This is a genomic window from Brevundimonas diminuta ATCC 11568 (assembly GCF_000204035.1).
GTDB classification, from domain to species: Bacteria; Pseudomonadota; Alphaproteobacteria; order Caulobacterales; family Caulobacteraceae; genus Brevundimonas; species Brevundimonas diminuta.
In genome coordinates this window covers 224,014-238,706 of sequence record NZ_GL883086.1, presented here as the reverse complement: position 1 = coordinate 238,706, position 14,693 = coordinate 224,014, and the positions used below count along the sequence as shown (strand labels likewise).

Genomic DNA, 14,693 nt, shown 5'->3' with positions numbered 1-14,693 from the left:
CGTCGGCCTAGCCGACGCCCTCCGCCACGCCCGCGCCGCGCCCTCACAGACGCCGTCGTCCGTCTGCGTGAAGTCGGCAAGGATGAGCGCGTCGCCGCGCTGGATCCTCGGGTCAAGCCCGAGGATGACGGCGTGTGGGAGAGCTGACGGCGGTTGCCTATGGGTGGGAAGACAGCGAGCCGGCGCCCTACCGCTTGTTCAGCGCCACAAGGAAGACCTCGGCGCTGCCCTTGCGGCTCGATTCGGGCTTCACGTATTTCACCGTCTCGAACTCTTCGCGCAGGCGCGTCAGCACCCCGCCCGCGTCGCCGCCCTGGAAGTTCTTCGACACGAAATTCCCGCCCGGCCGCAGGGTGCGGATGGCGAAATCGGCCGCGATCTCGATCAAGGCGATGATCTTCAGGTGGTCCGTCTGGCGATGGCCGACCGTATTATGCGCCATGTCCGACAGCACCAGGTCCGGCGGCCCGCCGATGGCGTCCAGCATCTGCTGATCCACGCCCGGATCGGTGAAGTCCGCCTGAATCAGCGTCGCGCCTGGAATCGGCTCGATCATCAGCAGATCCACGCCCGCCACCGCCGCCGCGCCGCGATCCAGCGCCACCTGCACCCAACCGCCCGGCGCCGCGCCCAGGTCGATGACCCGCGAGCCGCGCTTGATCAGGCGAAACTTGTCGTCGATCTCCATCAGCTTGAAGGCCGCGCGGCTGCGCCAGCCCTCGGCGCGGGCGCGATCAGACCATTCGTCCGACAGCTGACGCTTGATCCACGCCTGGCTGGACAGGGTCTTCTTGTCGGCCGTCTTGATCTTCTGGCCGACCTTGCGTCCGGCTGCGGTGCCGCCCGTGGGCAGGCGCACCATGCGGCGGCGTTCCTGCGGCTTATCGGCGGGCTTTTCGTCTTCACTCATGCTTCCCACATAGCCCTGACGGCGTTCAGCCGCTATGACCCGCGCACAATTCCGGCTCGCATAACCTCAAGGAGCGCCCGATGGCCGACCAAACCCTGACCTTCACCCTGGACACCGGCGACGGCGAAGACCGCAACGTCGTCATCAAGCTGCGCGACGACCTGGCGCCCAACCACGTCAAGCAGATCACCGACCTGGCCAAGGAAGGCTTCTATGACGGCGTGGTCTTCCACCGCGTGATTCCGGGCTTCATGGCCCAGGGCGGCGACCCGACGGGCACCGGCACCTCGGGCTCGAAGAAGCCGAACCTGAAGCAGGAGTTCTCGAAGGAGCCGCACGTCCGCGGCGTCTGCTCCATGGCCCGCACCGCCAACCCGGACAGCGCCAACTCGCAGTTCTTCATCTGCTTCGACGACGCCCGCTTCCTGGACGGCCAGTACACCGTCTGGGGCGAGGTGATCGAAGGCATGGAACACGTCGACGCCCTGCCCAAGGGCGAGCCGCCCCGCGCGCCGGGCAAGATCGTCAAGGCGACCGTCGCCTAAGGATCGGTATCAGCGGCGGGGGATCAGTCCCCCGCCCACCACCGCATCGAAACCCCGTCGAAGGTCCGGCCCCCGACCTTCAGCGTCCCTTTCAGGACGACGCCCTGATCGCCCAGATTGCGCCGCGCCTTCGCCAACGCATCCTGGTCGAGCCTTCCGTCGAACGACACCGCCCCCAGCTCCCGCGACGTCGCCTCGAAGCGCACCCGGTCCTCGGTCACGTCATAGGCCGTCGGAATCAGCCGCGTACGCCGCGCCTTATCGCCCGCTTCGAACTCCATCATGATCGGCGCAAAACCCGCCGTCCGCTGCCCGTCGCGCCAGGCCATGAAGTCGGGAACCTGGCCCAGGAACAGGTGATGCAGCCGCCAGTCGCCGACCTGAACGGCCGTCGTGGGGATGTAATAGCCGGACACGTCCTCGGGCAGGTCATGCTTGAACGCCGTCGCCTGCGCCGTCTTGTCGGGCGCCGCGCCCCGGTCGCAGGCGGCGACCGTCAGGGTCAACGCCGCCGCCAGCAGAACCGGCAAGGCCCTCAAGGCAGGCGCACCAGGGCGGCCAGCCAGCCCAGATCCTGCAGATGCTCGACCGACTCGAAGAGCGGCACGGCCAGCAGGAAGACCAGGCCGTCGCGCAGCGTCGTCAGGAAGAACTGCGGACGCACCTCCAGACTTTCGGCGTCGCGCCACTTGGAGAAGTCCGGCCCGAAGCGCGGCGTCCGCGCGCAATAGTCCGCATAGGTCTGGCCGAAAGCGCCCGACAGCCAAGCCTCCTCGCGCTTCACCGTGGCGTAGAAGACCGCCACCGTCAGCAGCAGGAAGATGGTGGCCAGGGTCACGCTGCCCGTCTGCGCGCCTACGCCGAACGCCCCCATGAAGCTGAAGACATACAATGGGTTGCGGCTGATCGAATAGGGTCCGCGATCCACGATCTCCGCCTTCTTGCGCCCGCCGATATAGAGGGAGCACCAGGCCCGCCCGACGATGCAGACGACGATCAGGCCCAGGCCGAACGCCTCCAGTCCCTCATGCAGCATGGTCTCGCCGCCGATGGACCGGCTGACAAAGGCCAGCCCGACCACGCCGATCAGTCCGACCAGCAGCGCCGCCTTACGCAGCTTCTGCACCCGCTGAAGATCAAAGTCCTGCGTCGCCGACATCTGTGTTTCCTTAACTGATGTGACTGCGACAGAACGCCGCTCTTACGGCGCTTTCAAGGCTTATCTTTGCGAGCGTTTCGCGGTCGCAAAAATCACTGGTCCAGCCACTGATCCAGAGCGCGGAACCCGCCGATAGCCAGTTCGGTCGCGTCCTGGAACACCGCCGGATTGACCTTCTCGAAATCGTCGCTCGGGCGGTGATAGTCCGTGTGATAGTTCACGCCGAAATACAGGAACGGCAGGCCCGCGCGGTGGAAGGCGGCGTGGTCCGACGCCTCGACCCAGTTGTCGGCGCCCTTGTCCTCGGGCGTGTCCTTGCCGAAGGCCAGGGCCACGGCCCGCCGCGCCGGAACCTGATCCAGCACCGGGCGGAAATAGGGATGCTGATAGGTGCCCGTCACCCACAGCTTGCCGTCGCTGTCGGCCCGCGCCGTCATGTCGAAGTTCAGGTTCATCGCGATCGCGTGCAGCGGCACCGGCGGCGCCTCGACGAAATGCTTGGCGCCCAGCAGGCCTCGCTCCTCGCCGTCCAACGCCACGATCAGCACGCTGTGCTCGGGCGGGTTGGCCTTCAGCCGCCTGGCCAGCTCCAGCATGGTCGCCACGCCCGAGGCGTTGTCATCCGCGCCGTTGTAGATCTGGCCGTCGTTGACGCCGACATGGTCATAGTGGGCCGTCACCACGATGTATTTGTCGGCCACGCGCGTGCCAGGGATCACGCCGATGACGTTGGTCCCGCTGTAGGTCTTTGTCCCTTCGCGCGTGCGGCCCGCCATTTCCCACGGCTGCAGACGCCCCATCGGCGAGGGCTGGACGCCCAGCGCCTCCAACCGCCCGACGATGTATTCGCGCGCCTTGGCTCCGCCTTCAGAGCCGGTGTCTCGGCCCTGCATGTCGTCGGCCGACAGGATGCGCAGATCCTCCATCAACTGGGCGTAATCGGCCGAGGCGGCGGCGACGGCGGGCGTTTCCGGCGCGGCCGGGACGGTCGTCGTCTCACAGGCGGCCAGCGTCAGGGCGGCGGCGATCACGGACAGGCTGACAAGGACAGGACGCATGGAGGGCTCCGGCAGGACACTTTGAGGCGCGACGCTAGCGGCCCCCGGCCGCCGCGTCAGATTACGTTTCTGTCATGGCGCGTCTGCCATCAAGGTCGGGGGATGATAAGGAACCGTTCCGCCTTTGCCGACTTCCTGCGATTCTCATGTCCGACCTCTTCACGCCCGTCGAAACCCTGACCGAAGCCCAGGCGCGCGAAGAGCTGGATCGCCTGTCGGCCGAACTGGCGCGTCACGACGCCCTCTATTACGCCGACGCCGCGCCCGAGATTTCCGACGCCGACTATGACGAGCTGAAACGCCGCGCCCTGGCCCTGGAAGCCGCCTTCCCGGCCCTGTCCGGCCCAATCTCGCCGTCCCAGCGCGTCGGCGCCCCCGTCTCGACCCAGTTCGCAGAGGTCCGCCACGGCGTGCCCATGCTGTCGCTGGACAACGCCTTCGACGAGGGCGAGGTGCGCGACTTCGTCGCTCGCATCGCCCGCTTCCTCAAGCTGCCGGGCGACGAACCGATCGCCTTCGTCGCCGAGCCCAAGATCGACGGCCTCTCGGCCAGCCTGCGCTACGAAAAGGGCGTCCTGGTCCAGGGCGCCACGCGCGGCGACGGCAAGACGGGCGAGGACGTGACCGCCAATCTGCGCACGCTGGACAGCATCCCCCAGACGTTGGCCGGCTCGGGCTGGCCAGACGTCATCGAGATCCGGGGCGAGGTCTACGCCCCCAACGCCGCCTTCGACGCCTTCAACGCGGCGGCCGAGGCCGAAGGCAAGCGCACCTACGCCAACCCGCGCAACTTCGCCGCCGGGTCGCTGCGCCAGAAAGACCCGAAGATCACGGCCCTGCGCCCCCTGACCTTCTTCGCCTACGCCTGGGGCGAGACCTCCGCCCCCTTCGCCGAGACGCAAGCCGGCGCGCTGGAGGCCTTCCGCAGCTGGGGCTTTCAGGTCAACGACCGCTCGGCCCGCGTCGAAGGCGCCGACGGCCTGATCGGCGTCTACCAGACGCTGGAGACCGACCGCAGCCGCCTCGGCTACGACATCGACGGCGTGGTCTATAAGGTCGACCGGCTGGACTGGCAGCAGCGCCTCGGCTTCATCGCCCGCAGCCCCCGCTGGGCCATCGCCCACAAGTTCCCGGCGCAACAGGCCACGACCGTTCTGGAAGGCATCGACATCCAGGTCGGCCGCACCGGTTCCCTGACCCCTGTCGCCCGCCTGCACCCCGTCACCGTCGGCGGCGTCGTGGTCCGTAACGCCACCCTGCACAACGAGGACGAGATCGCCCGCAAGGACGTCCGCGTCGGCGACACCGTCGTCCTGCAACGCGCCGGGGACGTCATCCCCCAGATCGTCGGCGTGGTCGAAACCCTGCGCCCCGACGACGCCCAGCCCTACATCTTCCCCACCGTCTGCCCCGTCTGCGGCTCCGAAGCCGTGCGCGAGGGGGACGAGGTCAAGCGCCGCTGCACCGGCGGCCTGATCTGCGACGCCCAGATCGTCGAGCGCCTCAAGCACTTCGTCAGCCGCCGCGCCTTCGACATCGAGGGCCTCGGCGAAAAGCAGCTGATCGCCTTCCACGCCCGCGGCTGGATCAAGGAGCCCGCCGATATCTTCCGCCTGGCCCGCGACGAGGAGAAGCTGGCCCTGCTGCGCGCCGAGGACGGCTATGGCGAGACCAGCGTCGGCAACCTGATCGCCGGGATCGACGCGCGCCGCGTCATCAGCCTCGACCGCCTGATCTTCGGTCTGGGCGTGCGCGAGATCGGCGAGCAGACCTCTCTGGTGCTGTCGCGCGCCTTCGGCAGCTGGACCGCCTTCCGCGACGCCTGCATGGCCGCCGCCAGCGGCCTCGCCAGCGACGACTGGAAGACCCTGGCCGCGACCCACGCCATCTCGACCCGCGTCTTGGGCCTGATGGCCGAGGCGCAGCCTCCCGCCGACGATCCGTGGCCGGAAGCGCCGATGGATCAGAAGATCGCCCTCGCCTTCCCCGGCATGGCCGCGCCCGCCCGCCGCTCGCTGGCGGAAATCTCCGAAGGCTGGTCCGACCTGACCCGCTGGGCCGCCGTCGCGCGCGATGAAGGCCCGTCCGACATGCTGAACCAGATCGCGGGCGTCTCCGGCGTCGGCCCGGTCGCCGCCGAGGCCCTGGCCCACTTCTTCCACGAGCCGCACAACCTTCAGGTCGTCGACGCCCTGCTGGCCGAACTCGAGCGCGTCGAGGACGTGGCCGCCCCCGTGACCGACAGCCCGGTGGCGGGCAAGACCGTCGTCTTCTCCGGCTCGCTGGAACGCTTCACCCGCGACGAAGCCAAGGCCCGCGCCGAAAGCCTCGGCGCCAAGGTCTCGGGCTCGGTGTCGAAGAAAACCGACTACGTCGTCGCCGGTCCCGGCGCCGGGTCCAAGCTGAAGGACGCCGAAAAGCACGGCGTGACCGTCCTGACCGAGGACGAGTGGCTGGCGCTTATTTCCTGATGCACGCCGTCGCCATCGACTTCGAAACCGCCAATGAGCAGCGGGCCAGCCCCTGCTCCATCGGCCTGGCCTGGATCAACGACGGCGTCATCGAATCCGTCGAGCACCACTACATCCGCCCGCCGGGGATGCGTTTCGCCAGTTTCAACATCGCCTTCCACGGCATCGGCCCCGAACAGGTCGAAGACGCCGAGGAGTTCCCCGCCGTCCTGGCCGCCATCGCCCCGCGTCTCGAAGGCCGCACCGTGCTGGCTCACAACGCCGCCTTCGACGTCAGCGTCATCCGCAACACCTGCGACCACTACGGCCTGACCTATCCCGAGTTCGACTACCTCTGCACCGTCAAGCTGGCCCAGATCAGCTGGCCCGAGTTTCCCTCGCACAAGCTGAACAACGTCTGCGCTGAACTGGGCGTCGCCTTCCGCCACCACGACGCGGCCGAAGACGCCTTCGCCTGCGCCTCCGTGGCCCTGGCGGCGGCGCAGGTGCATCAGGCGGCCGACTGCCGCGCCCTGGCCGACGCCAGCCGCCTGACCATGGGCCGCGTCTGGCGCGACGGCTATTCGGCCTGCTCCAACGCCGGAACCCGCCCCCGCCGTCCGCGCGGCGGCTGATCGACTCCTCCCGCAAAAGACGTCCGAATCCATCGCCTTAGGCGCCCGCAGCGCGGTCAACTTGACCTAAGGTCATGTAATCATTGAGTGAAGTTCACAATTTCGGCCTTGTTTCGGACCGAACCCCGGATCATCCTTCGTCCAAGGGATCGCCTCAACGATCCGTCAGAAGGAAAACGCCGATGAAGACCTCCGTCCTGACGGCGCTCGCCGTCGCAGCCGCCGCCCTCGCTTCTCCGGCCCTCGCCAGCGACCCGACCGGCCTGTGGCAGACGCCGACCAACGGCGGCCAGGTCCGCATCGAGCGTTGCGGCCAGGCCCTGTGCGGCGTCCTCGTCACCTCCAGCCATATCCGCGCCGATCCGAACGTGCGCGACGCCCGCAACAAGGACGAGTCCTTGCGGACCCGCCCCCTGCGTGGCCTGCGGATGCTGTCGGGCTTCACCGGCGGTCCGACCGAATGGCGCGGCGGCTCGGTCTACAACCCCGAGGACGGCGGCACCTATCGCGGCACCATCACCCTGACCAACGACAACACCCTGCGCCTGCGCGGCTGCATCGTCGCCCCCCTGTGCAAGACCCAGACCTGGACCCGCGTCCAGTAAGCCTCTCGCACAAGCCCGAAGGAAAGACGCCTCCCCCGCGATCGCGAGGGAGGCGTTTTCACATCAGCGGTTCAGCGAGCTCATGCCGCCGGGCGCATAGCGCTCGCCCGCCGCCGCCCCGCGCGGGAAGACAGCCTCGATCCGCGCCAGATCATCCGGCGTCAGCACGATGTCCGCCGCCGCCGCGTTCTGTTCCAGCGTGGCGATCCGGCGCGTGCCGGGGATGGGGACCAGATCCTCTCCCTGCGCCAGTACCCACGCGAGAGCCAACTGCGCCGCCGTCACCCCCTTGTCCGACGCGATGGCGCCGACCGCATCGACCAGATCGAGGTTCTTCTGGAAGTTGTCGCCGGCGAAGCGTGGATTGGTGCGGCGGAAGTCATCCGGCGCCAGGTCGTCGATCGACTTGATCTCCCCCGACAGGAAGCCCCGGCCCAGCGGGCTGTAGGGCACGAAACCGATGCCCAGTTCGCGCACCACGCCCAGCAGTTCGTCCTCCGGGTCGCGGCTCCACAGCGAATATTCGGTCTGCAAGGCCGTGATCGGATGCTCGGCATGGGCGCGGCGCAGGGTGGCGGGCGCCGCCTCGGACAGGCCCAGGAAGCGCACCTTGCCTTCCTTCACCAGTTCGGCCATCGCCCCGACCGTCTCCTCGATCGGCGTATTGGGGTCGATGCGGTGCTGGTAATAGAGGTCGATGTGGTCGACGCCCAGACGGCTGAGGCTGCCCTCGACCGCGCGGCGCACATTGGCGGGCGAGCCGTCGGTGATCGCCGAGCCGTCCGGTTGGCGGTTGATGCCGAACTTGGTGGCGATGAAGGCTTCGTCACGGCGCCCTTTCAGCGCCTTGCCCAGCAGGACTTCATTGGTGTGGGGGCCGTACATCTCGGCCGTGTCGAACAGGGTGACGCCCAGGTCGAGCGCGCGGTGGATCACCGCGATGGATTGGGCCTCGTCCGCTGCGCCGTAAAAAGCGCTCATGCCCATACAGCCCAGACCGACGGCCGAGACCTCAGGGCCGTTACGGCCCAGCTTGCGCATCTTCATCCGCGCATTCCTTCTGATGTGAGGGGGTCGGCGACGCATCCACCGACGCGCTTCAGATGGGCGCCGTAAAGCCTTATTTCAAGGGGCGCGCCTTCACCCTACCCGCTCATCCCGGCGGACGCCGGGATCCAGTAAGAGCCCCGCGCTCCACAACCGGCCGATGGACTTGAAGCCAAAGCACTGGGTCCCGGCGTCCGCCGGGATGAGCGGATGGTTCAGAGCAAACTGGCCACGATGGACAGGATGGTCGCCGTCGCCACGGCGTTCAGCGCCATGCCCAGACTGGCGAAGGCGCCCGCCGTCTGATCTACCTGAAACGCCCGCGCCGCGCCGAATCCGTGCGCCGACACCCCGACCGCAAAGCCCCGCGCCCGATAGTCCCTGATCTTCAGCAGGTTCAACAGCGGCGTCGCCGTCATCGCCCCGATCACTCCGGACATCAGCACGATCACCGCCGCCAGAGCCGGTATGCCCCCCAACTGAGAGGCCACAGCCATCCCCACCGGCGTCGTCGTGGCGCGCGGGGCGATGGAGGCGATGATCTCTGCGGGCGCACCGAACAGCCAGACGATGCCCACGGCGCTGACGATGGCCGTCGCGGCCCCGGCCAGCAGGGCGCAAGTCAGCGGCTTGGCCAGCCGCCGAATCGTCGCCCGCTGCGCCCAGATCGGCACGGCCAGCCCCACCACCGCCGGTCCCAGCAGAAAGCCCAGCACCTGCGTCGCCTCGGCGTATGTCGCATAGGGCGTCTTCGTCGCCAGCAGCACCCCGATCAGCACCGGCGTCGCCAGCAGCACCGGATGGCACAACGGATAGCGCCCGCTGCGCCGCGACAGGATGTCGGCCGCCTCAAACACCGCCAGCGTCACCGCCAGCCACAAAAGGGGCGTCGCGATCAGACCGCTCACGACGCGCCCTCCCCGCTATCATCAGGTTCGGGCTCACGTCCGGCCACGACGCGGAACGCCAGCGCCGTCACCGCCAGCGTCAGCAGGGTCGAGACCACAACCGCCACGACGATGCCGACGCCATAGCGCGACAGGATCGCCCCCTCCTCCATCACCCCGACAGCGGCGGGCACGAACATGATCGACAGATGCGCCGTCAGCCAGCCCGTCACCTGGGTCAGCGTCAGCCGCTCCCTCGGAACAAGGGCCAGCCACGCCAGCAGCAGCACCATGCCGATCACCGACCCCGGCAGGGGCAGGCCCGTCAGCCGGTGGATGACCTCGCCCGCCAGTTGGCAGACGAGCAGCAGGGCGATGGCGCCGATCATCGGATCAGAGCGGCGCCGTCTGCGCCTTCAGCCATTCCAGCGCCGCCTCGTCCTTCTGCACGCCGTCCGCCAACAGAGGCCCGACCTTGGCCAGAACCTCGGCGTGATAGGCGTCGACGTAAGCCCGCTCGTCCGCCGTCAGCAGCGCTGTATCGATCAGACGCCGATCCAGCGGCGCCAGCGTCAGCTGCTCGAACCCGTGCATCGGCCGCTCGCCGCCCGGAACCTGGGCCGGGGCCGTGACGACCTGCAGCGTCTCGATGCGGATGCCCCACTCGCCCTCGCGGTAATAGCCCGGCTCGTTCGACAGAATCATGCCGGTCAGCAACGGCTGGTCCGTGCCCCATCCGGCGATGCGCTGCGGTCCCTCGTGCACGCCCAGATACGACCCCACGCCGTGGCCCGTGCCGTGGTCGAAGTCGAAGCCAGCGTTCCACAGCGGCTGGCGCGCGACGGCGTCCAGTTGGCGCCCGCTGGTCCCGGCGGGGAAGCGGATCACCGCCATGGCGATGTGGCCCTTCAGGACCAGGGTGAACATCCGGCGCTGATCGGCCGTGCCCTGACCGATCGCCATGGTGCGGGTCACATCCGTGGTCCCGTCCAGATACTGACCGCCGCCGTCCACCAGCAGCAGCGAGCCCGCCTCCATCGGCCGGATCTTGGCGCCGACCGGCTTGTAGTGCGGCAGGGCGCCGTTCGGCCCGACCCCGGCGATGGTGTCGAAGGACAGATCCTTCAGCATCCCGGTCGCCTCGCGGAAGCCTTCCAGCGCCTCGACCACCGCCCGCTCGTCCGGCAACTCCTTCTGCGCGACCGTATCGACCCAGTGCAGGAAGCGCGTCAGGGCCGCGCCGTCGCGGATGTGCGCCTGACGGCTGCCCTCGATCTCGACGGCGTTCTTCTGGGCGCGCGGCAGGGCGCAAGGGTCCATGCCGCGCACGATGGTCGCGCCCGCCGCTTCCAGTCGGTCGAAATACCAGGCCGAGGACACGGCCGGGTCGATCATCACCTTGCGGCCCGACAGGGCGTCCAGCGCGCCCGGCAGCGCTTCGGGCGCCTCCAGTGTCACGGCGTCGCCCAGCCAGCCTGGCAGTTCGTTCGTCACCTTGGCCGGGTCGAGGAAGACGCTGGCCGTCCCGTCGGCCTTCACCACCGCCTGTCCCAGAGGCAGCGGCGTGCGGATCACATCGCCGCCGCGAATGTTGAACAGCCAGGCCAGCGACGACGGCGCCGTCAGCACGGCGGCCTCAGCTCCGGCGTCGGCGACAGCCTTGCCGATGCGGGCGCGCTTGGACGCGGCGTCCTCGCCGGAAAAGCGGTCCTCATGCGGGACCACCGGCGCCTGCGGCTGGGCCGGACGGGCGTCGCCCCAGGCCAGATCAATCGGATTGGCCTCGACCGCCTTCAGCGTCGCCTCGGCCTTCTCGACGGCGGCGCGCAGGGTCGCCAGCGCATCGGGGCTGTGCAAGCGCGGGTCATAGCCGATCACCGAACCCGACGGCACGGCCGCCAGCCAGTCGGCCAGTTTGTTCAGCGGCTGACGCTCGAACAGTGCCCCGTCCGTCTGGGCCTTGGCCTGCACCGTATAGCGGCCGTCGACGAAGACCGCCGCGCGATCCTTCAGCACCACGCCCGCCCCGGCCGAGCCGGTGAAGCCGCTGACCCAGGCCAGCCGCTCATTGGCGTCGGGCAGGTATTCGTTCTGATGCTCGTCCTCGTGCGGGACCAGCAGGCCGTCGAGGCCCTGCTTGGCCATTTCGGCGCGGAGCAGAGGCAGGTGCTTGGCCCCGAAGGACGGATCGGTGGTTTCGTCGAATGTCTGGCGCATGGGTCGCTCTTATACCCTTCTCGTCCGGCGCGAGAAGGCGGCTTTCCGGCCCATCCGCCGCGTTCGCGATTTTTCGCCCCGACCTTCAGAACAAGCAGGGCGTCCGCGCTTCAGTCGGCGTCTTTCCGCACATCCTTCGCCGCCGCCTTCAGGCGATGGCCCACCTCGACGATGGCCGTCAGCGCCGGGATCAGTTCGCCGCCCAGCGCCGTCAGAGCGTATTCGACCGAAGGCGGCGAGGTCGGCACGACCCGTCGATCCAGAACGCCCCGCGCCTGCAACTCGCGCAGACGCTGGGACAGCACCTTGGCGGATACGGGCGGAATGTCGGCGCGAAGCTCGCTGAACCGCCGCGGGCCTTCGCGCAGATGCCAGATCACATTCGCCGCCCAGGCTCCCGAGATCACCGCCATGCACTCGGTCAGGTCGCATCGTTCCGGCGGCGGCGCGCTGCGGTTCTTGCGCATCTTGAGGGTCATGTCGAAAGCCGCCGGTTACCGGGAAGAAACTCCATAATGCGATAACCATTGGAAACTTTATTGGCAATGGAAACCTCGACGCCTAGGTCTGCCCTCTCTTCAGACAGGAGCTTTTCCATGCGCCTCTACTTCAAGCCGGGAGCGTGTTCGCTCGCCTCCCGGATCGTCCTCATCGAACTCGGCCAGGCGTTCGAGGCGATCAGGGTCGATACCGACGCGGGCCTGACCGAGGACGGTCGCGACTATCGCGCCGTCAATCCGCGCGGCTATGTGCCGGCTCTGGAGCTCAAGGACGGCCGGGTCGTCACCGAGAACCCGGCTGTGCTTCAGTATCTGGCCGACCTGCAGCCCGATCGTCTGGCGCCCGCCGCCGGGAGCTGGGATCGCGTGCGCCTGCAAGAGGCCCTGAGCTTCATCTCTTCCGAGCTGCACAAGGCCTTCTCGCCCTTCTTCCACGGCGAGGCGCAGGGCGAACGCCGGGCGCCGGCCGAGGCCCTGCTCAAACGACGCCTCGGCGAGGTCGAACAGATGCTTGGACAGGAAAGCCCCTACCTGCTCGGAGATCGAATGAGCGTGGCGGACATCTATCTGTTCGTCGTGCTGAACTGGACGGGCTTCATCGGCTTCAGCCTTCAGGGCTGGCCGCGCCTGTACGACCTCATGTCGCGCATGGGCGCCCATGCGTCCGTAAGGGCCGCCCTGCTGCAAGAAGGCCTGCTGAAGGACGCCGCATGACCGCCCCCTTCCCCCAGATCACACGCCTGCTCACGGACTATTTCGACGGCCTCTACGACTGCGATGTCGAAAAGCTGACGTCGGTCTTCCACCCGCAGGCCGTCTACGCCACCGCCGACGAGACGCCCCTGCTGTTCCGCACCATGGAGGAATACCTCCCCATCGTCGCGGCCCGGCGATCGCCCGCCTCGCGCCAGGAGCCGAGGCGGGATCATATCGACGAGATTCAACTGGCCGGCGACAATACGGCGCTTGCGCGGGTTCGCTGCTCGATCGGCGACCGGGACTTCGTCGACTTCCTGTCTCTCGTGCGCACCGACGGCCAGTGGCGGATCATCGCCAAGGTCTTCCAGATCATCGAACGCAAAGCCTAGGAGGGGCGCAGCAATGCCTTACGTCAACATCCGGATCACCCGCGAAGGCGCGACACGAGAACAGAAGGCGCAGTTGATCGCCGGCGTCACCGACCTTCTTTACGAGGTGCTCGACAAGCCGCCCGCCGTGACCTTCGTGGTCATAGACGAGGTGCCGTTGGAGGATTGGGGCGTCGGCGGCCTGCCCGTCGATGAATACCGCCAGTCCCTCGCCGCTGCGCCGAAGAGCTAGAGCGCCCGGCCCGCGCGACAAAGCAGCCCGGCCTTTTCAGCCGGGCTGCGCTTGTTTGCGAACAACCGCCGTTGCGCCCTACTTCTTGCGCAGTTGCAGGGCGCTCCACGCATCATGATGGATCGTCTGCTCGACCACGAAGCCCAGCGGCAGATAGGCCTCCAGAATCCGCTCCTCCTGGGTGCGCAGCAGGCCCGACAGGATGGCGACCCCGCCCGACTTCAGCGCCGCCCCGATCTCGGGCGCCAGGAACACCAGCGGCGCCGCCAGTATGTTGGCGAACACCAGATCATAGGGCGCGTGTTGGGCGATGCTCGCATCGCTCAGGCCGTCGGCGAAATAGAACTCGCACTTGGCGTCGTTGATCTGGGCGTTCTCATTGGCGATGCGGGCCGAGGGCTCGTCGATGTCGGTGCCGACGGCGATGGGCGACCCCGTCCTGGCCGCCGCGATGGCCAGAACGCCCGTGCCGCAGCCCACGTCCAGCACCTTCTCGAAGCTTTCGGTCTTCAGCAGATTGTCGAACGCCTCCAGGCAACCGACCGTCGTGCCGTGGTGGCCGGTGCCGAAGGCGGCGCCCGCGTCGATCTTCAGATTGACCCGGCCTTCAGGAATCTTGCCCTGATCATGCGCGCCGTAGACGAAGAAGCGCCCGGCCTCGACCGGCGGCAGGCCCGACAGGCTCATGGCCAGCCAGTCGGCGTCCGCCAGCTTCTCGACCACGACCTCCAGCCCCGGCGTGGCGCGCAGGATTTCGGCGATGTCCTCGGCCTCTTCATCGGTCGTGGGGAAGGCGTCGATGCGCCAGATTTCCTTGTCCTCGTCCTCTTCCAGGATGGAATAGGTCGCGTTCTCCAACAGGGGGTTGGCGTCGATGGCGGCGGCGGCGGCTTCGGCCGGGGCGCGATCGCCGCGCGCGATCACCTGAACTGCGGATTCGGACATTTCTCAAACACCGTTATAATGACGAATCGCCAGTGCGGGCTTGTCCTTACGCCCGTGTCCAACGAGGGGTCGGGGAGTTTATGGCCAAAGCACCGTCTGATACGAAACCTGCCGCGAAAGCGGCTTCCGCCGCTTCCAAGCCGAAACCGGCGGCAAAGTCGAGCGCGACAGCGACAAAAGCTGACGCCAAGCCCAAGGCCGTAAAGGCCCCCGCCGCGACGAAGGCCGCCGCCAAGGCTCCGGCCAAGGCGGCCAAGCCTGCTGCGGCCAAGACCGCCGCTGCGCCGAAGGCAGCCGCACCAAAGACCGCCGCTAAGGCGCCGGCCGCCAAGAAACCCGCAACGGCAAAGGCTCCGGCTGCAGCAAAGGCGACCACGGCCAAGGCCGCTGCGCCGAAGAAGGCTGCGGCTCCCAA

At 68.0% G+C, this 14,693-nt stretch carries 18 protein-coding genes; 7 read left to right on the top strand and 11 right to left on the bottom strand.

Annotated features, from left to right (window positions below):
* Positions 1-187 precede the first annotated feature (187 nt).
* A complete protein-coding gene (locus tag BDIM_RS05030) occupies positions 188-910 on the bottom strand; it encodes an RlmE family RNA methyltransferase (RefSeq protein ID WP_003164490.1) in 723 nt (240 codons plus the stop codon).
* A gap of 80 nt (positions 911-990) precedes the next feature.
* Between BDIM_RS05030 and BDIM_RS05025 the strand changes: the two genes are divergently transcribed.
* Positions 991-1,455, top strand: coding sequence for a peptidylprolyl isomerase (locus BDIM_RS05025; RefSeq protein WP_003164489.1), 465 nt, complete (start codon positions 991-993; stop codon positions 1,453-1,455).
* A gap of 23 nt (positions 1,456-1,478) precedes the next feature.
* Here the strand turns inward: BDIM_RS05025 and BDIM_RS05020 are convergent, their stop codons facing one another.
* From BDIM_RS05020 to BDIM_RS05010, 3 genes are all read right to left on the bottom strand, one after another.
* Positions 1,479-1,994, bottom strand: coding sequence for a hypothetical protein (locus BDIM_RS05020; protein ID WP_115616110.1), 516 nt, complete (start codon positions 1,992-1,994; stop codon positions 1,479-1,481).
* Positions 1,991-2,614, bottom strand: coding sequence for a methyltransferase family protein (locus BDIM_RS05015; RefSeq protein ID WP_003164487.1), 624 nt, complete (start codon positions 2,612-2,614; stop codon positions 1,991-1,993). The genes BDIM_RS05020 and BDIM_RS05015 overlap by 4 nt, the downstream gene beginning before the upstream one ends.
* 92 nt (positions 2,615-2,706) lie before the next feature.
* On the bottom strand, positions 2,707-3,672 hold the full coding sequence (locus tag BDIM_RS05010) for a M20/M25/M40 family metallo-hydrolase (protein ID WP_040345057.1): 966 nt from the start codon (positions 3,670-3,672) through the stop codon (positions 2,707-2,709).
* A gap of 146 nt (positions 3,673-3,818) precedes the next feature.
* On the opposite strand from BDIM_RS05010, the gene ligA reads away from it, so the two are divergent.
* The 3 genes from ligA (at position 3,819) to BDIM_RS04995 (ending at position 7,362) form a co-directional block, all read left to right on the top strand.
* A complete protein-coding gene (gene ligA, locus BDIM_RS05005; RefSeq protein ID WP_003164485.1) occupies positions 3,819-6,143 on the top strand; it encodes an NAD-dependent DNA ligase LigA in 2,325 nt (774 codons plus the stop codon).
* Positions 6,122-6,757, top strand: a complete 636-nt coding sequence (locus BDIM_RS05000; protein WP_003164484.1) for a 3'-5' exonuclease — start codon at positions 6,122-6,124, stop codon at positions 6,755-6,757. Before ligA ends, BDIM_RS05000 begins: the two co-directional genes overlap by 22 nt.
* A gap of 182 nt (positions 6,758-6,939) precedes the next feature.
* A complete protein-coding gene (locus tag BDIM_RS04995; protein ID WP_003164483.1) occupies positions 6,940-7,362 on the top strand; it encodes a DUF2147 domain-containing protein in 423 nt (140 codons plus the stop codon).
* Positions 7,363-7,425: 63 nt separating this feature from the next.
* Here the strand turns inward: BDIM_RS04995 and BDIM_RS04990 are convergent, their stop codons facing one another.
* The 5 genes from BDIM_RS04990 to BDIM_RS04970 all read right to left on the bottom strand — a co-directional run bounded on the left by BDIM_RS04990 (position 7,426) and on the right by BDIM_RS04970 (position 11,992).
* Positions 7,426-8,409 (bottom strand): aldo/keto reductase, encoded by a 984-nt coding sequence (locus BDIM_RS04990; RefSeq protein WP_003164482.1) that lies wholly within the window; start codon positions 8,407-8,409, stop codon positions 7,426-7,428.
* 215 nt (positions 8,410-8,624) lie between these two features.
* The gene (locus BDIM_RS04985; protein ID WP_003164481.1) at positions 8,625-9,317 is read right to left on the bottom strand and encodes an LrgB family protein; all 693 of its coding nucleotides are present in this window, start codon (positions 9,315-9,317) and stop codon (positions 8,625-8,627) included.
* Positions 9,314-9,685, bottom strand: a complete 372-nt coding sequence (locus tag BDIM_RS04980) for a CidA/LrgA family protein (protein WP_003164480.1) — start codon at positions 9,683-9,685, stop codon at positions 9,314-9,316. The genes BDIM_RS04985 and BDIM_RS04980 overlap by 4 nt, the downstream gene beginning before the upstream one ends.
* A gap of 4 nt (positions 9,686-9,689) precedes the next feature.
* Positions 9,690-11,513, bottom strand: coding sequence for an aminopeptidase P family protein (locus BDIM_RS04975; protein WP_003164479.1), 1,824 nt, complete (start codon positions 11,511-11,513; stop codon positions 9,690-9,692).
* A gap of 110 nt (positions 11,514-11,623) precedes the next feature.
* Positions 11,624-11,992: a winged helix-turn-helix transcriptional regulator gene (locus tag BDIM_RS04970; RefSeq protein WP_003164478.1), complete on the bottom strand. Its 369-nt coding sequence runs from the start codon at positions 11,990-11,992 to the stop codon at positions 11,624-11,626.
* Between the two features lie 117 nt (positions 11,993-12,109).
* Here BDIM_RS04970 and BDIM_RS04965 point away from each other — a divergent pair, with 117 nt between their 5' ends.
* Genes BDIM_RS04965 through BDIM_RS04955 form a run of 3 tightly spaced genes read left to right on the top strand, consistent with a single transcriptional unit; the run spans position 12,110 to position 13,333 of the window.
* A complete protein-coding gene (locus BDIM_RS04965) occupies positions 12,110-12,727 on the top strand; it encodes a glutathione binding-like protein (RefSeq protein ID WP_003164476.1) in 618 nt (205 codons plus the stop codon).
* Entirely contained in the window at positions 12,724-13,101 is a 378-nt protein-coding gene (locus tag BDIM_RS04960) for a nuclear transport factor 2 family protein (RefSeq protein WP_003164473.1), read from the top strand. Before BDIM_RS04965 ends, BDIM_RS04960 begins: the two co-directional genes overlap by 4 nt.
* A gap of 13 nt (positions 13,102-13,114) precedes the next feature.
* Complete coding sequence (locus tag BDIM_RS04955; RefSeq protein ID WP_003164472.1) at positions 13,115-13,333, top strand: tautomerase family protein; 219 nt, start codon at positions 13,115-13,117, stop codon at positions 13,331-13,333.
* Positions 13,334-13,411: 78 nt separating this feature from the next.
* Here BDIM_RS04955 and BDIM_RS04950 read toward each other — a convergent pair whose 3' ends face one another.
* Both BDIM_RS04950 and BDIM_RS18285 read right to left on the bottom strand, forming a co-directional pair.
* Positions 13,412-14,278, bottom strand: a complete 867-nt coding sequence (locus tag BDIM_RS04950; RefSeq protein ID WP_003164471.1) for a 50S ribosomal protein L11 methyltransferase — start codon at positions 14,276-14,278, stop codon at positions 13,412-13,414.
* A gap of 46 nt (positions 14,279-14,324) precedes the next feature.
* A partial coding sequence (locus BDIM_RS18285; RefSeq protein WP_081461839.1) for a hypothetical protein occupies positions 14,325-14,693 on the bottom strand: 369 nt, incomplete at its 5' end.